19 protein-coding genes and 1 pseudogene are annotated in these 19,401 nt (G+C 41.2%); all 20 read left to right on the top strand.

Going from position 1 to position 19,401, the window contains the following annotated elements; genetic code table 11:
• Positions 1 to 107 precede the first annotated feature (107 nt).
• Positions 108 to 795: pseudogene (locus BXY41_RS13620) on the top strand (transposase); the annotation flags it as partial.
• A 117-nt stretch (positions 796 to 912) separates the two neighbouring features.
• On the top strand, positions 913 to 1,329 hold the full coding sequence (locus BXY41_RS13615; RefSeq protein WP_104437393.1) for a very short patch repair endonuclease: 417 nt from the start codon (positions 913 to 915) through the stop codon (positions 1,327 to 1,329).
• A 656-nt stretch (positions 1,330 to 1,985) separates the two neighbouring features.
• Positions 1,986 to 2,471: a hypothetical protein gene (locus BXY41_RS13605; protein ID WP_104437391.1), complete on the top strand. Its 486-nt coding sequence runs from the start codon at positions 1,986 to 1,988 to the stop codon at positions 2,469 to 2,471.
• Between the two features lie 389 nt (positions 2,472 to 2,860).
• A complete protein-coding gene (locus tag BXY41_RS13600) occupies positions 2,861 to 4,882 on the top strand; it encodes an AAA family ATPase (RefSeq protein ID WP_104437390.1) in 2,022 nt (673 codons plus the stop codon).
• Entirely contained in the window at positions 4,883 to 5,863 is a 981-nt protein-coding gene (locus BXY41_RS13595; RefSeq protein WP_104437389.1) for a hypothetical protein, read from the top strand.
• A 281-nt stretch (positions 5,864 to 6,144) separates the two neighbouring features.
• A complete protein-coding gene (locus BXY41_RS13590; protein WP_104437388.1) occupies positions 6,145 to 6,870 on the top strand; it encodes a DUF4314 domain-containing protein in 726 nt (241 codons plus the stop codon).
• Between the two features lie 164 nt (positions 6,871 to 7,034).
• Positions 7,035 to 7,238, top strand: coding sequence for a hypothetical protein (locus BXY41_RS13585; RefSeq protein ID WP_104437387.1), 204 nt, complete (start codon positions 7,035 to 7,037; stop codon positions 7,236 to 7,238).
• A 4-nt stretch (positions 7,239 to 7,242) separates the two neighbouring features.
• Positions 7,243 to 8,175 carry a DNA adenine methylase gene (locus BXY41_RS13580; protein ID WP_104437386.1) on the top strand — a complete coding sequence of 311 codons (933 nt, stop codon included), beginning with the start codon at positions 7,243 to 7,245 and terminating at the stop codon, positions 8,173 to 8,175.
• A gap of 32 nt (positions 8,176 to 8,207) precedes the next feature.
• Positions 8,208 to 8,651: a hypothetical protein gene (locus BXY41_RS13575; protein WP_104437385.1), complete on the top strand. Its 444-nt coding sequence runs from the start codon at positions 8,208 to 8,210 to the stop codon at positions 8,649 to 8,651.
• Positions 8,648 to 8,932, top strand: a complete 285-nt coding sequence (locus BXY41_RS13570; protein ID WP_104437384.1) for an AbrB family transcriptional regulator — start codon at positions 8,648 to 8,650, stop codon at positions 8,930 to 8,932. Before BXY41_RS13575 ends, BXY41_RS13570 begins: the two co-directional genes overlap by 4 nt.
• Positions 8,933 to 8,935: 3 nt before the next feature.
• Positions 8,936 to 9,523: a hypothetical protein gene (locus tag BXY41_RS13565; protein ID WP_104437383.1), complete on the top strand. Its 588-nt coding sequence runs from the start codon at positions 8,936 to 8,938 to the stop codon at positions 9,521 to 9,523.
• A gap of 51 nt (positions 9,524 to 9,574) precedes the next feature.
• Positions 9,575 to 13,597 (top strand): S-layer homology domain-containing protein, encoded by a 4,023-nt coding sequence (locus tag BXY41_RS13560; RefSeq protein ID WP_104437382.1) that lies wholly within the window; start codon positions 9,575 to 9,577, stop codon positions 13,595 to 13,597.
• Positions 13,598 to 13,627: 30 nt separating this feature from the next.
• Positions 13,628 to 14,188, top strand: coding sequence for a YodL domain-containing protein (locus tag BXY41_RS13555; RefSeq protein ID WP_104437381.1), 561 nt, complete (start codon positions 13,628 to 13,630; stop codon positions 14,186 to 14,188).
• A 58-nt stretch (positions 14,189 to 14,246) separates the two neighbouring features.
• Positions 14,247 to 14,612: a SpoVG family protein gene (locus BXY41_RS13550; protein WP_242980200.1), complete on the top strand. Its 366-nt coding sequence runs from the start codon at positions 14,247 to 14,249 to the stop codon at positions 14,610 to 14,612.
• Positions 14,613 to 14,665: 53 nt separating this feature from the next.
• Positions 14,666 to 14,956, top strand: coding sequence for a DUF6133 family protein (locus BXY41_RS13545; protein ID WP_104437380.1), 291 nt, complete (start codon positions 14,666 to 14,668; stop codon positions 14,954 to 14,956).
• Positions 14,946 to 15,371, top strand: a complete 426-nt coding sequence (locus BXY41_RS13540; protein ID WP_104437379.1) for a prepilin peptidase — start codon at positions 14,946 to 14,948, stop codon at positions 15,369 to 15,371. The genes BXY41_RS13545 and BXY41_RS13540 overlap by 11 nt, the downstream gene beginning before the upstream one ends.
• An 11-nt stretch (positions 15,372 to 15,382) precedes the next feature.
• Positions 15,383 to 16,267, top strand: coding sequence for a Flp pilus assembly protein CpaB (gene cpaB / locus BXY41_RS13535; protein WP_104437378.1), 885 nt, complete (start codon positions 15,383 to 15,385; stop codon positions 16,265 to 16,267).
• The gene (locus BXY41_RS13530; protein WP_104437377.1) at positions 16,260 to 17,072 is read left to right on the top strand and encodes an AAA family ATPase; all 813 of its coding nucleotides are present in this window, start codon (positions 16,260 to 16,262) and stop codon (positions 17,070 to 17,072) included. The genes cpaB and BXY41_RS13530 overlap by 8 nt, the downstream gene beginning before the upstream one ends.
• On the top strand, positions 17,069 to 18,469 hold the full coding sequence (locus BXY41_RS13525; protein ID WP_104437376.1) for a type II/IV secretion system ATPase subunit: 1,401 nt from the start codon (positions 17,069 to 17,071) through the stop codon (positions 18,467 to 18,469). Before BXY41_RS13530 ends, BXY41_RS13525 begins: the two co-directional genes overlap by 4 nt.
• A complete protein-coding gene (locus BXY41_RS13520; RefSeq protein ID WP_104437375.1) occupies positions 18,466 to 19,395 on the top strand; it encodes a type II secretion system F family protein in 930 nt (309 codons plus the stop codon). The genes BXY41_RS13525 and BXY41_RS13520 overlap by 4 nt, the downstream gene beginning before the upstream one ends.
• The last annotated feature ends 6 nt before the right edge of the window (positions 19,396 to 19,401 follow it).

Genomic DNA, 19,401 nt, shown 5'->3' with positions numbered 1-19,401 from the left:
CCAGATCGTTGTAGAAAACTAAAAACACGGTAAAGATACCGCCGCCCCAATCGGGCGGCGAACTTATTGACCTGGACTGGTTATTTACCATTTACTTATGATGACTCAGAATGCAGAATGAAGAGGCGCTATTTTATGAAGGACTTTTGAAAAAAGAATTGAATACGGTAGGGAGCAGCATGGCAAAATCCATTAAAAGATAAAGATGATAAAAATACTCCCAATCCCCCATCTGGAGGAGGTGATACGTATGATGTAAAAAGATCGCCCAACGAAACACGAACCATAAAATGCAGTACATATGATCCAGAAAGCGAGTGGTTCCACAAGGGGGAACACAAAAGTGTATTCGCTTATGCCATAGAAAAAGCCTGCGATAAGAATGGTTGGATTCCTAGATACACAGTCATACCAGGAAATACTCATGACAGCCGTACATTTATAGGACTTTATAATAAGATCAAAGATATCGGCATCCGGACAATAATTGCGGATGCAGGATATAAGACACCAGCGATTGCAAAGATACTGCTTGATGATGGAATAAATCCACTCTTTCCATGCAAACGTCATATGACGAAAGACGGATTCTTTAAGAAATATGAGTACGCATATGATGAGTATTATGACTGCTATGTCTGCCCGAATAACAAAACGCTGGAATACAGTACTACAAATCGAGAAGGATACAGGGAATACAAGAGCTGTGGAGCCGGCTACGGTAATTGTCTCTATCTGACTCAATGCACCGGGAGCAAGGATCATACAAAACTGATTACACGTCATATTTGGGAAGGTAGTCAAGTGTTTTTGGTGAAAAAAGTGGGTGATTTTTAAATATAGGAATCTTCGGCCCTATGAAATAAGGGCTGAAGATTCCTAGAAATTATTTTCTAAATTGGGAGGAAGGATATGGCAGACAACCATACGAAAGAAGTACGGAGTTATAATATGTCTCGTATACGAAGTAAGGATACAAAACCAGAAGAGTTAGTTCGCAAGTATCTCTTTGGCAGAGGCTTTCGTTTCCGTAAAAACGACAAAAGGTATCCAGGGCATCCCGATATTGTACTTCCAAAATACAAAACCGTGATTTTTATCAATGGATGCTTCTGGCATTGCCACGAAGGATGTAAATACTATGTTGTTCCCAAATCCAATCCAGAATACTGGATACCAAAGCTGGTTAGAAATCGTGAACGTGATGCAGCCAATATTAAAGTGCTGCGGAATGATGGCTGGAATGTAATAATAGTGTGGGAATGCGAGCTAAAGAAGCCTGTACGACAAGAACGGTTGGAAAGACTCAATAGTGAAATCACCGGATAGGCTAATAAAGATTGGAACATGAGTTAGAGAACAATATATAATTTTTAAGCGTAAAATTACGCATTGATTTAAGGCTTTTTGTTGTTTACGATAATCCATTTTAAAATTATAGTTTTTGTAAAAAGGCAGATGACACTGATGGAAACTAAAAGTAAATTGGTAAATTTATTAAATTGTAAAAAGTTCAGCCAAAATATTATATAATGATAAGCAAGGTCTTTTCGATAACTTCGATAAGATTGAAAAACGAGTAAAAAGAATAAATAATAAATTAATATAGGAAAAAGTTTTAAACTTCAACACTAATATATATGATGAAGATAGCTTGGCTGAGTTTTTTTCTTTTGTAAATAAAAGTACTGAAGATGAAATTATCGGAGCAACAAATCGTAAAATATTTTATAATATTGGTAGATTGGAGTGGTCAATAGAAGTGGATAATCTCTTTGCAATATTTATCTCTAAAGCATCAAATATAGTATTTATGAAGCCAAAAAAATTCATCTAAACTGTGTAGATACGAATATTAAAATACTAATTTAGGCGAAGAACTATTGGATAAAATATGGCACTTTAAAATCTTGGAAGAGTTGTTTTTAAATCCAACAATAAAAGCAATGGATTATATAAATGAATATTTTGGAGGTTTATAGATAATGACTAAATATTTTTATATCTACAATATTATTGATGAGCGCCAGTATAAATATAATCGGCATTTGATTTATTCGGAGGATTTTTATAATAAATATGTGAGAGGGAAAGAAGAGGATATTCTAAAGATGTTAAATTGTAGAATAATGTCTATTAAGGTTTCTGGTGAAATCAATTTTATACACAAAACAAATTTTTCAAACAAAGATAATATTTTGAAGGATGGATTAAAAGGCATGTCCTCAAGCGAAACGGATACACTGGGGAAGGGAATCTATGTTCATGATCTTTATAATTATATAAATCAGAACAAATATGTAAAAAGCAATAGCCAAAGGATTGTGGTTACAGGAATGTATAAAGGTGAATACTTAAAATGCGTATATTCCCCCAGAAATGTAGGTGCTGATGGTAGACTTGGTGAAGGCTCAAGAGAATATTTGATCTTAGAAGATATTTCTCCAAATTCCCTTAGTGTATTAGAATAGTTAGTGTTTTTCAGATTGCACAGATCCTTATTGAAGACAGCGTTTAGACCATGTGCGCGTAGAAAAGGATTATACTGAAAGCAAATTTTCAGCCGAGTTTGCGGAGTGGCTCCAAAATTTAAGATAGACGAACTGGCCTAAGGCAAGCCATGGAGGGTTTTGAGGACGCGAATGGCTAATAAATTCCATAGTATGCTTGTTCAACAACACGCCTTATGCTCTTTTGTTATCAAACTAATATTAGCTAAATCTGATATTCGAATAATGAACTATGATTATTTGATTGAATAATTTTACAATTTGTCATAAAATAAAATAATACTGAAGTTAAGAGATGGTGGCCTTACATAAAAAATGTATATATTTTGATTACCAGATAGGGAGATTGTATGGAACTTTTATATCTATGGATTAATAATAGTGAGCACGATTGTTTTATTCAAAAAGAGTTTAATTTTTCGGCTTTATACAAGTTTAAAGTTGATAATCTTGATAATCCCCGTAATCTTTTTTGTGAAAAGAAGGATACAATAAATATTTTTAATAGTAGAGAGGATAATGGTAAAATCAATAACATCACTGCAGTGGTAGGCTCTAATGGAGCGGGCAAGACAACATTATTATCATTTATTGCAAACAATAATTGTTTTTATAAGTTCAATAGTGCTATTGGATATGAAATAAATGATGCAAATGAGTATGAACATCACAAATCCATCTATGTATTCACCGAGAATAAAAAATTAATTGTATATTATAATCTTGAAGATAAACTTACTTGCAATTTTAAAGTGTTACATAAAAATTTATATTGGAATAGAGTAAAAACGAACAAAATAGAACAACTAAATAACGTTAGAAGACAGCTTATAATTTATCTCTCCAATAATTCATTTATGCCTGAATCATTAGTAGGATATTCACGTAGTGATAAAACATATAACATTAATTTGCATCAGAGGTCTATGAATATTGTCGCGAATAACTTTTATAGAGCGCTCTTTGGAAAGCATGGTTATGATAATATTAAAGAAGATGACCTTGGATTTGCTTGGATTATTAAAGAAAACAGAGACGATAAAAAGTTTCAAGATCTACTTGATATATTATATTATCAGTTTTTGTTGGACAATGACATAAGCGATTTTGCAGGATGTTTCAAGGGTGAGATTTATATTTACTTTGAAAATATTATTAGCCTTATTGAAAATAAATATCACGATGATTTTGAGACCATCAAATTAAGTAATGAAGGTTATTATAAATTGAGTGGGCAAAAACCTGACAAAGCTCCTTCCAAATTGGTTAAGAAATTTTTTGATAAAATTAATGCTTTTAAAAAACATTACAAATTCAAGGAAATTGAAGAGGCTAGAAGAAAGGATTGTACAATTGTTTTATATGTAAACCTATTATTTGAGTTTTTTTTCTATGAAGATAATTTTAAATTGCCCACAGTAGATTTTAATAAAAGCTTATATGATCAGTTGAAAAAACTACCTATATCAGAAAAATATATGGAATATCTTAAAGATATTAAAAATATTGATGATCTTTTATCTTTATGTTACATGAGAAAAAATTTAATTGAAAATCCTGATGATTTAGCATGTTCATATGTAAAAGTAATATGTAAAAAGAACGCTGATTTTTACGAACATATTCGAGATATATTCAAAAAAAGAAATTCCTTTGCTCTTAGATATATAAGAGTAGAAAATCTTGGAATGAGTTCAGGAGAGCGTGCAATGCAAAATATGTTCTCATGGTTTGTGTTGATTCCAGAATTAGATGATATTATGGGTATGGAAAGATTAGATTATACAAGCAAACTTTTACTTATCGACGAAATCGACCTATATGCCCATCCGGAGTGGCAGAGAAAAATTATAAGCCAACTAATTACTACCATTAATAAATTAGAGAAAGAAAAGCCGGTTCAGATTGTCATAACATCACATTCTCCATTGATTCTTTCTGACATTCCACGACAAAATATAATTTATTTGAATAGACATGATGGCAAAACAGTTGTAGAGAATAACGATAGTCATAAGCAGTCATTTGGTGCTAATATTTACACAATACTTAGAGAGAATTTCTTCCTTGAAAAAGGTGCTGTTGGTGAATATGCAAAGGAAATAATTTATGGAGTATATGAAAAATTAAAGTCAAGGGAAGATTTGTTTGCTAACGAAGAATCTAAACAAAATGAGTATAAACATATTATCAATATGATTGGTGATGATATTGTTAGAAATGAGATGCAACGGTTATTTGATGAAAAGTATGGTACAGTTTCTGAAAAGATTTTTAGGGAAATACCTCAAAATGTTGATGAATTGCAAAAATTAAAGAAGCATCTTGAAAATTCATTAGAAGCTGTTAACAAGATGTTAGGTGGTGATTAAATGATTAAAATAAATTTAACCGCTGAGCAAAGAACTGAGATAGAAAAAATGATAACGAAAGATATTAAAAAAAATAGTTATCCCGAAATAGAAAAAATATGCAATTATCTTAATGATGCAAATTTTATAAAAACAGCAGAGTTCATTGATACAGAAGAAAAGGTTATAAAAATATGTTTATTAAGCAGTAAAACTGACTTAATCGATTTCCAAAAAAAAATAAATAAAGCATATGAAGAAGATTCAAAATGGAAGTGTTCATGCTTAATAGATAGAACACGAGAATATATCAAAGATGAACTCGAAAATTTATATTTAAAATTTAGCAATCGTAATGCAGCCTACAATATACTAAGGATAATGAAAGTAAATGTATGTCCATATTGTAATAGGCAATATACTTTCACAATCAGAACCAAAACATCAAAGAAAATTGGAGAAAAAATAGTAAAAACAGACTTAAAGTCAAGACCTGAATTTGATCATTTTTTCCCTAAATCGGATTATCCATTCTTAGCTTTATCAATATATAATTTAGTCCCTTCGTGTAGTTTGTGTAATAAGGGTAAATCAAATACACCCTCAGAAAATTTTTTGTATCCTTATGAAGAGTCATTTGGTGATAAGGGGATACACTTTGAGATTCAGAATGTTATCGGTAATTTACTAAAGCAGGAAGAAATAATTGTAAAGCTCCAGTCAGCAAAGAAGAATCAGGACTTAATAAAACAATATAATGATAGCTTTAAAATTGAATCGCTATATGAACAACATGTAGATTATATATCTGAATTATTATATAAAAATTATATCTTTAATGATGAAGCGATTGAAAGTATCTATAGGTCATATGAAAAACTCTTTAAAAGCCCATCAGAATTAAAACAATTAATCTTAGGTAATTATAAATCCGATAATTTTAATCAAAGACCTTTATCTAAACTTACTAATGATATACTGCATCAATTAAATTGTAAGTAGCAATTATTTATTACTCTGATTTTAAAAATTACTATGGAGTTATAAGTTTATTTTACATCGGTTAAAAAATCAGGAGTATTTTTCTCTAAAGGAAATAATACTCCTGATTTTCAATTTTCTAGATAAAAAACATTTAAAAGAGAGAATAGTATATGAATAGTAAAGATGATGTATATTTAATTTCACATTACAGTAGATAAACTTAAAACAGGAAACTGCTGTGCTGAATGAAACTGCAGAGCAAATCAATGAAAATGAAATTAAGATGGGAGGAATGTAACATGATGAAGCATCCAGAATGGCTTAAGTTTATGAAGGAACAGTATCCACCCGGTACGCGAATCAGGCTTATCGAAATGAATGATCCCTATTCTCCGGTGTCGCCCGGCACTGAAGGAACAGTCAATTTTATTGATGACCAATGTCAACTCCACATGGATTGGGATAACGGACGCACTCTTGCCATTATCCCTGGTGAGGATCGGTTCTGTGTGATTCCAAAGCAGCTTCATACATTGAAGCTATATATGCCACTTACCGTCAGACTCTATGAGAAGAACGAATGGGGTGATACGGAGAATGAACCGATGGTGCTTGATAACCGAACTGCACTGGCTCTTGAAAATGACATCCTTGCCACTCTTTTTAAGGAGCGAATGCCGCAGGAAGCGGAGCGCGGTCTCATGGAATATTATGATGAGTATGACAGTATTAGCAGAAATGTCCAGTCCTATGTCTTTACGGTAGAACCACTTAACGGCAAATTAATGGGAGTAGCTGAGTGCCGGGTACATGGTGAGCTGACCGCAGAGGAACTTGATCTGCTCAAAGCGACAATCATCGGTCAGGCTGCAGACGGATTCGGAGAAGGGTTCGAGCAGAGGCCGATTAAAACTTCGGCTGGAGAAATCTATGTTAGTTTATGGAATGGTGTCAATAGCTGGAGTATAATGACGCAGGAAGAACTGGAGCAGGGGCAGAAGATGGGCGGTATGCAGCTTGGATAACCAGTCTCACATAGAAATAACAATTTAATTTGCGTTCTTTGGTTTCATTGGAAACTGAGAGACGCTCTTTTTTTTACAACCTAATAATAACTTAATTAAAAATGGGCGCTGTCTTTGAAAAAAGGATGGTGCCTTTTTTATTTTCAGCGAAAGGAGTGCAAAGCATGAATCAAAATACAAAGCCAACAGAAAGAAAAGGTGCGGAAGCAACCAGTATGCCCAAACGCTATGGTGTCTCACTGCCACAGGATCTCTCACGCTGTGACGGTTGTCCATACCCCCAAGTCGGTTTCATCTGCTGGAGTCCAGACGGAACCTGTATGAAAACGGATGTTGATGCAATCAACCGCCGCAGCAAAGGCAGGTGAATAAATGAACAGCATTATCAGCTGGGTGGGCGGAAAGAAGGCGTTGCGAGAGTTGATCTATCAGCGAATGCCTAAGGAGTTCGGACGTTACATTGAGGTTTTCGGCGGTGGTGGCTGGGTGCTGTTTGGGCGTCCCATGGATACTGCCATGGAGGTGTATAACGATTTCAACTCCGACCTGGCAAATTTATTCAAGTGTGCAAAGGAGCAGACTCTTGACCTAGTTCGGGAGCTGAACTTTTTGCCGCTGAACAGCCGGGATGAATTTAGTGTACTGCGCAGGTATCTCTCAAAGAAGGAATTCACCAGCGAGTATCTTTCAAAGGAGCTGGATCTTGCTGAGCGTCACCTACCTCCACCTGATTATGAGGACATACAGCAGATTCTAACGGAGCAAGCGGTAATGAATGACGTCAAGCGTGCCGCTGCATTTTTTAAGCTCATTCGCTACAGCTACGGAAGCGGCTGTACCAGCTTTGGCTGTCAGCCTTTCGATATTCGAAAGACCTTCCATCTGCTCTGGAAGGCAAACGTTCGTTTAAGGGACACAGTCATTGAAAACAAGGACTTTGAAGATCTCATCCGGCAGTACGACCGGGAAAATGCCTTCATTTACTGTGACCCTCCTTACTACCAGACAGAAGGACATTATGCGGTAGAGTTCAGAAAGGAAGATCATTATCGCTTGCGGGATACGCTGACAGTCTGCAAGGGTAAGTTTTTGGTCAGCTACAATGACTGCGAATTTATCCGGGAACTGTACCAGGGCTTTCACATTGAAGCAGTCAGCCGTCTTAACAACCTGGCACAGCGCTATGACAACGGAAGTGAATACGCGGAGGTATTCATCTCCAACTATGACACCGGGGAACGGCTGAGAGATAGGCCATTACAAATGAATCTTTTTGATCCTGAACTATTTTTCAGTGAGTCTTAACCGGAAAAACAAATATGAAGGAGAAACTTATTATGAAAATTATGAAAACAAAAGCGGCAGTCGACCACCACGGGCTTCTGACTATTCCTGTGATTCCCGCCGGACTTACCCCTGGTGAACAGGTTGAAGTGGTGCTTGCATCCAGGGGAGATGAAGCAGCTCCACTTCTTTTACTTACGCAGGCAGGGATTGAAGTTGCCATACCACTGTGCGCTCTGCAGGAGGAGGATACGCTGGAGGAGAAGGATGAAACAGAGAATGAGGACGGCCTGAATCTTCCCGGAGAGGTGATGGAGGGGGCGGGGATTTCTGCAGACAGTGATTTGGAAATCATCTGTGGCGATGGTGCTATTGTTATTTTAGCCTCGGATATTTTGAACCGTCTGCCGGAGGAACTAGCTGGGCTCTTTCAGGAGCTTGGAATTCACCCCGATACTATTCGGGAGGTAATGAGGAAGGAGGAATACTATTTATGAATTCAAAAAAAACATACCGAATTATTGATTGCAAGGGCCGTGTACTGATTCCAAAGGAGATGCGCTCCGCGTCTGGATTGGACTATGGCGATATCGTAAAGATGAATGTCCGACAGGGTGCAGTCAGTATTCAAAAGGTGGAGCTCATCGAGGTGGGAGACCAGTCCCCGGAAGCGGTGGAAGCCTTCGTCCGTGCAGCCATTAAGCAAATGCCGGACGGCACACGTCTTGGACTGATCGGTGAATTGACTGAGCTACTGAAGCAGCGAAAGGAGGAATAAGTCTTGGAAGAAAATTTGCTTTTCACCCCTTTGGATTGCCGGAAGATTGGATATGACTTTTCTATTGCTGGCAAGGTTGTCATTCTTTGCGCCTCCTCTCTGCCTGAAAATGATAGAAGTGCGGAGAATCAGCTGTATTTTTGTACCGGAGGCTTCGGCAGCAAGCCCAATCCCAGCGGACGGGCGGTTTTTGCCGTATCTCTGGAAAACGGGGAGCAAACCCGCTGGAGCCGCAGCGATATCATGGGTATTGCAAAGCCGGAAATTCTAACAGACCATGCCAGGCTACAGCTTAGTCAGATACGCCCGGCAGGTGCGCTGGATTTAAAAAGCCATCAATCGCAGTACAGCGGCTATTGTTTTCTGCCAGATGGTCGCTACACCTCCGGTGTATGGCTTTGCAGCCAAAAGGAAATGCAGGAATTTATAGAAATGCAGATGGATTACCAACATAAGATTATGATCTGCGACCGGAATGACTTCTGCGTATTTGAGATGCAGGAGGGAAAGCTCCTTTATCCGACCCAGGAAATGCTGGAAGCACATCAAAAGGAACAGGAGCAAAATTGCGGCATGGAGTTTAAGCTATGAAGATTACATACTTTAACTATTTTTATTAAAAAATGAAAGGAAGGTACTCTCATGACAGATAAAAAAAAGAAGAGGGTCGGCGTGTTTGCCATCCTCCTTCTATTCCTGCTGCTTGGCGGCGGTTTTTTTATTTATACCCAGGAGCGTCCGGAATTGTTTATACCGAAGGATGAAATCATTACCCGCGGTGAGTTTGCCGCAATTTTAGTACGGGACATTCCGCTGGATACGGCGGATGCAAAAAAGGATACAGCCAGCTTCCCGGATACCCGCGGTCACTGGTCGGAGAAGTATATTGAGGCACTCATCAATGCTGGGATCATTGATCCTGCTGATTATCCAGATGGCTTTAAACCAGATGAACCCATTACCCGTGCAGAGATTATCAAGATGCTGGTGCGTATCAGCGGAAGGGATGAGGAAGCCAAGAATACCAAAGGCCACAGTGGATATGACGATGACAAGGATATCAAAAATAGTGACAAGGGCTACGTCATTATCGGCAGGGAGGATGACATTATTGGAGATGAGGATGACGGCAAATTGAAGCCGAATAAACCAATCACCAAGGGCGAAGCAGAGAAAATGATTGATAAGACAAAGCCGCTGCCTATTCCAACCTCAGAAATACCCAAACCAAACCCAGAGCCCACTACGCCTGTTCTGGTGGAGCCTACGCCAGAGAAGCCTACACCTACACCAAAACCCGGACGGGATTCGGATGACCGCGGTGATTCCGGCGGTGGCTCCTATTCCTATCCAGATACGCAGGTGCGCTTTGAGTTTCCCGTCACCGCTCATACCGATACTGAAATTAAAATCATGCCGGTATGGAAATACATGGAGAGCTTTTCCTGGTCATTGACGAAAATTGCTGCGGATGGCTCCGAACAGCAAATGGAGCTTGTAGGTATCGGCACTCTCGGTCTGGAGGGAGGAACGCTCCAGTTTAGGGAGCCAGGGAAATACACCCTGACCGCAGCTGCAAAAAATGTCAGAGGAAAAGAAACTCTGCTCGTTAAAACTGTGACCATTTACCCGACAATTGACCTGATCTTTGCCCTGCCCGAAACGACTCACATAGACAAATCCGTTACGCTTGCCTACTCTTTGGAAGCACTCTATGGATATGACATTGTGTGGGCGGCAGAAAAGGATGGAGAAGCGGTTCAGCCAGCCGATATTCTGGACGGTACGCTCTCTAATGAGGGAGGCAGCTTTGTCTTTAAAAGCAAGGGCACATACACTCTTACTGCCACGGTCATGGATGAAACCGGGCGCATCTTTATCCATACGGAAAGAACAAGAGTCTATCCCGTAGCAGAGATTGCATTCACGCTTCCAGAAGCGTCTCACACCGATACCGCCTTGGAAGTTACTGCAGCAAGAACGAATGCAGATGGACTACCTGTGGTCTGGAGCTTAATGAAAAACGGCGAATCGGCTGAAATCAAAGACGAGCTGGAAGGTTCCCTGACCAATGCGGGTGGAAAGATTCGATTTAAGGACAAGGGCGTGTATCGGATTACCGGAATGCTAACTGATGAAACCGACAGAGTCTTTGATGCTACGCAAACTATTATTATTTACCCGGTAGGCTCTGTAGGTTTTTACCTGCCAGAAATTACACACACGGACAAGAGTGTTCAGATAGAAGCTACATTCCAGAATCTTGGGACTTCTGAAATCCAGTGGTCACTGACCCGAAACGGTGAAGACATCACTCTTTCTGATTATATTGAAGGAACGCTGACCGATAAAAACAGTACTGTCCGCTTTAAGAAAAAGGGAGATTATGTTTTAAAAGCCGCCTTTACAGACCCTGCCGGACGCAGCTACAGCTATACCTCACCCATTAAGGTTTATCCGGTTCCAGGTATTACCTACCAGCTGCCGGAAACAGCCCATACGGATACCCCCGTTTCTGTGATTCCCAAAACCATGGATTTGGATGGCTTAACTGTGGAATGGCTGTTAGAGAATAGCTTTGGATTCCAGAATCTTGCGACTTATCTTGATGGTACACTGACAAATAACGGCAGCACCATCCGCTTTAAGCACGCCGGAGTTTATGAGCTCATTGCAAGAATCACGGATGAAACCGGCCGTGTCTTTCTTTATGAGGACGGTGGGAAAGTCGAAGTCCTTCCGGTACTGTCTCTTTCTTTCGAACTTCCGGAAGCGACTCATACCGATCGAACTATTAACCTGCGCACCCGCGGTAACAATAACACACTGCCGATAGAATGGACGCTCACAAAAGCTGGAAATCCTGCGGAACTTACCAATGCGCTGGAGGGCAGTCTGAATGCCTATGGCGGGAAAATCTGTTTTAAAGAAGTGGGAACTTATACTCTGACAGCTTCTATGACGGACGCATTGGGGCGGATATTTTCCTACAGTGCCAGTACTACAGTCTACCCAGTTCCTACGATTACACTAAATGTACCTCTCGTCTGGTATACAGGTGAAGCCGGAACAGTCACCGTCAGCGGTACGGACCTGGAGAACCTCGCTGCCAGCTGGAAGATTATTCAGGACGAAGGAGGCTTGGAGCCTTATGGAATCTACGCCTCCGGAACCCTTACCAGAATGGGCGGTACAATTACATTCCCTGCAAAGGGGAAGTATCAGCTGATTTTGACAATGACAGATCCTGCCGGCCGTGCCTACGAAAGAACCCAAAGCTTCACCGTATACCCAATCCCTGATATGAACATAATTATTCCAGCATTGACCTACAGCGGAGATTCTATGGCGGTCAATGCCACAGGTTCCGAGCTGGATAATATGAGTATAGTATGGCTCCTTTCAGTGGATGGCGGGGCAGCAAAGCCCTATACCCAGCATGCGGATGGCTCCCTTTCTGCTGATGGCGGGAATCTGCGTATCTCTACAGACAAAACAATAGCTGTAAAGCTGGTGACAGAGGTAACTGATTCCAACAGTCGAAAATTCACCTTTACTTCCAATACCGGAACCATCAGGCCCATTGCCAGTTTCCCATTTACAGTTCCATCTAACGTTCATATTGGTTCCGGTTTTCAAGTATCCCTGCCGTCAGCTACCGGACTGGACGGTAGAATCCTTTCGTGGTCATTAACAAAAGGAGGAAGTACCGCCGGCTATACAAGAAACCTATCTAACAGCGGAGGTAATATTTCTATTAATGTCACAGGAAGCTATGTCCTGACTGCCAGCACTACAGACAGCATGGGCCGAACCTTCAGCTATTCCCAGAGCTTTGCGGTCACTAATAATGCGCCGAATAAGCCAGTCGGAGATGCCTCAGTCTATAGAACTGCTCGGAACGGTAAGCTGTTGGTAAACATTACTGCATCAGCAACAGACCCGGATGGCGATGCAGTAACGCTGGAATACTCAGGTAACACTGCTGACAGCTATTATTCCGTGGGTACCCATACTGTTAGGGTACGTGCCAAAGATGCATGGGGGCTATATTCCGACTGGACGAATATTACCTTTACTGTGACCAATTCTGCACCCAGCACTCCAGTCATTACCCGTACACCAAACGGAAATAGTATAGCCCCTGGTGTTCCTGTCACCATTACTGCTTACAGCACAGATACGGATGGAGATGCCATTACCTACATTTGGGAGGGACGTCCTGCTGAGATCAGCACAGCGTATCCGCTTGGCAAAAATGCGGTGCGGGTAAAAGCAGTGGATTCCACCGGAGCCGAATCCTCCTGGGCAGCCATTGTATTCTTTGTAGCTGACCCAAACCGCGGTGGCGGTATGACCCTGACCGGTCCGGAGTCAGTGATTCTGGAGCAGGGTATTTCCGGCGCAACCATCACCAACTATACCTTTACTGTGCCACCAGTATCCGGGCATTCCGGCAATGATTATGGCCGTGTCCGAGGCTACAACATCCTGACCGGGCAGTGGGATCAGCTGGATTACGGAACAACCACAAACGGCATTACCTTCAGCCGTTCACTTTCACCTGGCATCTACAGTCAGCTGGAGTTTTACTACTACACAAATCACAATTGCATGTATAACAAGAGTAATATTACATACAGCGTAGAGTTTTACTTCCAGTAAGGGTGAATGCATCTGAAGGGAGGAATTTTCATGAGCAACATTCAAATTAGAAGCAACCGCATTCTCTATTACGGCAACATAGCTGGTTACCTCTCAAGAGAAAAAGCTGTGGTAGATCCCATGTTTCAGACCGATGAGCTGGAGTCCTATCTTACAGAAAAGAGAGGACTGGAGGTGGACTGGAAGCCCGGCACTTTTGAGAGACTGGCGGCAGGCACCATTGATCCGGAGGGCAACGCATCATTGCTCAAACGCTGCCGCGTGTGGCAGCTTGCACCCGAAGTAGATATTATGATGAAATTCATTAGCTATGATACGCTCACAAGCCGTTTCGGGGAGCCGGACTCTGCCAGCTATCAGGTAGTGTATGACGGCGAGGTGGAGACTAATGATTTGGAAGCACTCTATACGAAATTTAATATCGACCACCCACACGGCTACCAGGGACATAGCCTTTCTATATCCGATGTGCTGGAGTTGTACGATGAAAATGGCTGTGCATTTTACTACTGTGATACCTGCGGTTTCAAAGAAATTTCTTTTCAGGAGCCGCAACAGGAGCAAGGTCAGGAACCGCAAATGAATTTATAATTACAAGCATTGCAGTTGAAAGGCTGCATTTTTTATTCTAGAACTAGGAGGAACTCAAATGGATTCACAGACAACACCTATGAAAATAGACGTGAAGATCGGCTCTATTCACCGGGACGGTAATGTTCGCGCCTATGCATCCGTTAACCTAAATGACTGCTTTGCTATCCGCAACGTAAAAATTGTTGACAGTACTAAGGGGCTGTTCATTGCAATGCCAAGTTATAAGGCAGGGAGCGGCGAATACAAGGACATCTGCTTTCCGGTTACGAAAGAATTTCGGGAACAACTAAATCAGGCAGTTTTCCAGGCTTATGATCTTGTTCTAACACAAAATCATGAACAAAACCAGCGGAAAGCCGAGATGCCTACTTCGGATCAAATGCCAGAACAGGATACTGGCATACAAATGGCAGGGCTTTGAGATTCAACATTTTATCATCTGTTATTAAATAATTATTTTGGAGGGAAATTGTCATGAGAAATCTATTAAATAAGGTAAGATACAAAATGTCAGGTATTTCTGCAACTATTGAAAGTAAGCTGGTATCCCTATTTGATAAATCAAAAAATACTCTGACTGTTTCAAACGCATGGAAGCTTCTTAACTCCCAGCGTGGGGAAGGTTTTGTGGATACTGCTATTAAGATTCTAATTTCTGTAGTCATTGGTGCGTTGGTGTTGTCGGGACTCTATGCCCTATTTGGAGAAACGGTACTCCCGACTTTGAAAGAGCGCATTGTAGATATGTTCAACTATGGTAAGTGATTGGCCGCATCTGGTGCAGGGCGGCTTTTTTGTTGCGCTGTTGGTCGCAGCTACCATATGGGATGCAAAAAAACAGATCATTCCTGACGTGATTTGTCTTGGAATTGCTCTGACCGGGCTTTTGGACTTTACACCGGAAAAATTGTTTGGACTGTTAACCGCTGCAGTGTTTCTGTTTCTCGCGCTTTTCCTGGGTGGTTTATTCGGAGGCGATATTAAATTTTCGGCCGCAGTGGGTCTGGTATTGGGCTTTCAAAAGAGTATGACCGGTATGATTTTAGGACTGATTCTGATGCTGGCATTCCATATGATCCATACTCTGATTTTAAAACGGCACAGGAAAGATATAAAAAAATCATATCCCCTTGCACCTTTTCTTTCAATTGGCTGCCTTGCAGCTTATTTTTTATGTTAGGAGGAACATTCATGCGTTTTTTAAAGAACCGCACAGTACTTGGTATTATTTGTATTTTGCTGGCATTACTTATCTGTTTTGGAATCACCCCTCTCTATAACCAGAGTATATCGCAGAAAGCAACCATTGTCCGGGTGGTAAAAGAGATTGGAATCGGAGAGGAGATTACTAAAGATATGGTTCAGGCGGTAGAAGCAGGCAGCTACAACCTACCAGAACAGGTGGTTCGGCAAATGAATTCTGCCATTGGTAAGTACGCCGTAACTGCATTGTCACCTGGTGATTATATTCTCACTTCAAAACTGGCGACTGCTCCAGCAGAGGAAAATAATTACTTATATGACCTCGATGGAAACAAACAGGCTATATCAGTCAGTATCAAAAACTTTGCACAAGGGCTATCCGGCAAACTGGCATCCGGCGATATTGTCAGTGTCATAGCACCGGATTATAAAAAACAGGGGGCAACCGTGATTCCACCGGAACTGACTTATATCGAGGTAATTGGCGTAACTGCAAGCTCCGGTTATGATTTAAATCAGAATAACACCGAATCCAATCTATCGGCAGAAAAAGAAAAGAAGTTACCTGCTTCTGTGACCCTGCTGGCTTCTCCGGATCAGGCGAAAATCCTGGCAGAGTTGGAATCGGAGGGAAATATCCATCTTTCTCTTGCATATCGGGGCAGCAAAGAAAACGCAGATAAGTTTTTAGATATTCAAAGTAAACTATTGGAGGCTTTGTATCCTTCCCTAAGCCAGAACAGTACCTCTCAGGCAGATAGTACAGTGCCAGAAGATGGTTCTTCTGGTGATACATCATCAAATGACAGCTCTGAAACGGACACATATGCCAATTCTGCTGTAGAACCGGAAAGTGGTGGAATGAATGATTAATTTTATGAAAGGAAGTCTTTTTTTCAGGAATCAGCTGAAGCCATTTCAGGAGGACTTAAATACAGATGTTCAGGTGTTAGCGGTGTGGGGCAGCCCTGGCAGTGGAAAGACCACGGTCAGTGTACGGCTTGCCAAATATCTGGCTGCTCATAAACGCAATGCGTTGTTGCTTTTATGTGACATGACGGCACCGATGCTGCCATGCATATGTGCGCCGACAGATCTGGAATGTGAACGTTCCCTCGGAAGTATTTTGGCAGCAACTCATATTACAGATGAGCTTATCCGTCAAAATTGTATTACCCTCAAAAAGATGGAGTATTTGACTATCATAGGAATGAAGAAGGGGGAAAATATGTATACTTACCCACCCTATACCACGGAGTTGGCGACGGAATTAATTGACCATCTGCGGGTCATTGCCCCTTATATTATCATCGATTGTAGCAGTTACATTGCCTATGATGTTCTTTCCGCTGTATCTCTTCTGGAGGCTGATTCCGTTCTTCGGCTGGTAAACTGCGATTTGAAATCAATCAGTTATCTGTCCAGCCAGCTCCCGCTCCTAAAGGATCAGAAATGGGACGCGGATAAACAGTATAAGGTTGCATCTGATATAAAACCAAATCAGGCAAGCGAGCATATTGAGCAGGTGCTTGGCAATGTAACCTTTAAACTTCCACATTCTAATGAACTTGAGAAGCTGGGATTAGATGGGAACCTCCTTGGAGATCTTTCGCTTAAGGACAGCCGGGGCTTTCGGAAGGAGATAACAGAAATCGCAAAGGAGGTGTTCGGCGTATGAGAAAAGAACCCATACAAACGGATATCCTATTGAATCAAAGCACAGACGGTAATCAGGAACTGTTTTTTTCTGCGGAAGGGGCGATCAGAGAGTTCCGGCAGGTACTCAAAGAGGTACAATCCTATATTTCCAGCAAGTATGCAACGTTAATCATCGACGGAGATAGCGAAGAAGTCAAGTCCCAGGTAAAGCGCTATATCAGCAAATATGTTCAGGATTACCGTCTGGCAGTTGCCGAAATGTCACAATCCCAGCTGGTTGATGCCCTTTACACTGAAATGGCAGAGTTTTCTTTCTTGACTAAATACGTTTTTGGTACAGGAATTGAGGAAATTGATGTTAATGCCTGGAATGATATTGAGGTGCAGTATAGTAGCGGAGTGACCAAAAAACTAGATGAACAGTTTGAAAGTCCGGCACATGCGGTCAATGTGGTACGACGCATGCTTCATGTATCCGGTATGGTTTTAGATAATGCAAGCCCTGCAATCTTGGGACATTTAAGTAAAAACATTCGAATTGCGGCTTTAAAATCCCCGGTGGTAGATGAGGATGTAGGCGTAGCCGCTTCCATTCGTATCGTAAATCCTCAGAGTATGCAAAAAGCTGATTTTATCAGGGGTGGCACAGCCTCGGAACCTATGCTGGATTTTCTTACGGAATGTCTGCGGTATGGTATTTCCGTATGCGTTGCTGGTGCTACCAGTTCCGGTAAAACTACACTGGCTGGTTGGCTGCTTACCACAATCCCAGACAATAAACGTATTTTTACCATTGAAAACGGTTCCCGTGAACTAGCACTGATCCGTAAAAAGGACGGCAAAGTTACAAACAGTGTAATCCATACCCTGACCCGGTTCAGTGAAAATGAAAAACAGAACATTGATCAGGATATTCTTCTGGATATGGCTCTGCGCTTTAATCCTGAAATTATCTGTGTGGGCGAGATGCGTGGACCGGAAGCATATGCCGCACAGGAGTCTGCCAGGACCGGGCATACTGTGCTGACCACCATTCATTCAAATTCCTGTGAAGCCACCTGGCGCCGTATGGTTACCCTTTGCAAGCGGAAATACGATATGGCGGATAGCACCCTCATGGATCTGGTCACAGAAGCATTTCCTATCGTGGTATTCGCAAAACAGCTTGAAAATAAAAAAAGGCGAATGATGCAAATCATGGAGTGTGAAATCCTACCGGATGGCACAAGAAACTATCGGAGCCTGTTTCAGTTTCAAATCACGGAAAACCGTGTAGAGGACGGAAACTTTATTATAAGTGGAAGCCATCAGGCAATACAAGGCATCTCTCAAAGTCTGCAGAAACGCTTTCTTGAAAATGGGATGCCTCAGGATACCTTAAAGCGGATTCTTGGGCTGGGAGGTGACATAGCATGACCACAATTCTTTTAGCCTCCTGTATCGGGTTAATAGCCGGCTTTTTCCTCTTAATAGGCTTAACTCCCATGGAATTTACAGATAGCCTGTTTGGATTTCTGACAAGAAAGAATAAGAGCATTCGTTCCGAAATCAACGAGGCGGCCAAGCGGAAAAAGATGTCTCTTTTCCGGCGGGAGATTACAGAGATACAGGAAATTCTAAAGATTACAGAACGGAGCGGCTGGTTTTCTCTTGTCTGTGCCGCCTCACTGTTAGGCTTCGCCACCGGTGTCAGCCTCGCTATACTTATGAATAATGTATTTCTTGTTCCAGTTCTGGCTGTCGGTATGATGTTTCTGCCATTCTGGTATATAAGGCTGACCGCCAGCCATTACAAAAAAAACATTGCGGATGAGTTAGAAACTGCTTTATCTATTATTACCACAGCATACCTTCGGAATGAAGATATCGTTACTGCAGTAGAGGAAAGCGTCTCTTACTTAAATCCTCCTGTAAAAAGCGTGTTCGACGGATTTTCGACAAAGGTAAAACTGGTTAATCCGGATATTGTAGAGGCACTTCATGGCATGAACTCACAAATTGAAAATGAAGTATTCCATGAGTGGTGTGATGCTATCGCAGCATGTCAGTATGACCGGAGCTTAAAAACGACTCTGACTCCTATCGTAAGCAAGCTGTCCGATATGCGAATCGTTAACGCGGAGCTGGAGTATATGGTGTTCGAACCAAGAAAAGAATTTATAATGATGGCACTCCTTGTAGTCGGCAATATTCCCATTATGTACCTGCTAAACAGAGACTGGTACTATACTTTGATGCATACGGCAGTTGGACAAATTGTTTTGTCGGTATGTGCAGCAGCAATCTTTATTTCAACAGCCTTTGTGATTAAGCTTACAAAGCCTGTAGAGTACAGGAGGTGATGAGAT

This window comes from Lacrimispora xylanisolvens, assembly GCF_002934545.1.
Taxonomy (GTDB): Bacteria; Bacillota; Clostridia; order Lachnospirales; family Lachnospiraceae; genus Lacrimispora; species Lacrimispora xylanisolvens.
This window is presented reverse-complemented; position numbering and strand designations above follow the sequence as displayed.

Bases quoted from the DNA above. Each gene is read 5' to 3' on its own strand.
- BXY41_RS13590 (WP_104437388.1), top strand. From the start codon at position 6,145: ATGATGAAGCATCCAGAATGGCTTAAGTTTATGAAGGAACAGTATCCA.
- BXY41_RS13560 (WP_104437382.1), top strand. From the start codon at position 9,575: ATGACAGATAAAAAAAAGAAGAGGGTCGGCGTGTTTGCCATCCTCCTT.
- BXY41_RS13605 (WP_104437391.1), top strand. From the start codon at position 1,986: ATGACTAAATATTTTTATATCTACAATATTATTGATGAGCGCCAGTAT.
- BXY41_RS13575 (WP_104437385.1), top strand. From the start codon at position 8,208: ATGAAAATTATGAAAACAAAAGCGGCAGTCGACCACCACGGGCTTCTG.
- BXY41_RS13580 (WP_104437386.1), top strand. From the start codon at position 7,243: ATGAACAGCATTATCAGCTGGGTGGGCGGAAAGAAGGCGTTGCGAGAG.
- BXY41_RS13595 (WP_104437389.1), top strand. From the start codon at position 4,883: ATGATTAAAATAAATTTAACCGCTGAGCAAAGAACTGAGATAGAAAAA.
- cpaB (WP_104437378.1), top strand. From the start codon at position 15,383: ATGCGTTTTTTAAAGAACCGCACAGTACTTGGTATTATTTGTATTTTG.
- BXY41_RS13550 (WP_242980200.1), top strand. From the start codon at position 14,247: ATGGATTCACAGACAACACCTATGAAAATAGACGTGAAGATCGGCTCT.
- BXY41_RS13615 (WP_104437393.1), top strand. From the start codon at position 913: ATGGCAGACAACCATACGAAAGAAGTACGGAGTTATAATATGTCTCGT.
- BXY41_RS13520 (WP_104437375.1), top strand. From the start codon at position 18,466: ATGACCACAATTCTTTTAGCCTCCTGTATCGGGTTAATAGCCGGCTTT.
- BXY41_RS13570 (WP_104437384.1), top strand. From the start codon at position 8,648: ATGAATTCAAAAAAAACATACCGAATTATTGATTGCAAGGGCCGTGTA.
- BXY41_RS13600 (WP_104437390.1), top strand. From the start codon at position 2,861: ATGGAACTTTTATATCTATGGATTAATAATAGTGAGCACGATTGTTTT.
- BXY41_RS13555 (WP_104437381.1), top strand. From the start codon at position 13,628: ATGAGCAACATTCAAATTAGAAGCAACCGCATTCTCTATTACGGCAAC.
- BXY41_RS13540 (WP_104437379.1), top strand. From the start codon at position 14,946: ATGGTAAGTGATTGGCCGCATCTGGTGCAGGGCGGCTTTTTTGTTGCG.
- BXY41_RS13545 (WP_104437380.1), top strand. From the start codon at position 14,666: ATGAGAAATCTATTAAATAAGGTAAGATACAAAATGTCAGGTATTTCT.
- BXY41_RS13585 (WP_104437387.1), top strand. From the start codon at position 7,035: ATGAATCAAAATACAAAGCCAACAGAAAGAAAAGGTGCGGAAGCAACC.
- BXY41_RS13530 (WP_104437377.1), top strand. From the start codon at position 16,260: ATGATTAATTTTATGAAAGGAAGTCTTTTTTTCAGGAATCAGCTGAAG.
- BXY41_RS13525 (WP_104437376.1), top strand. From the start codon at position 17,069: ATGAGAAAAGAACCCATACAAACGGATATCCTATTGAATCAAAGCACA.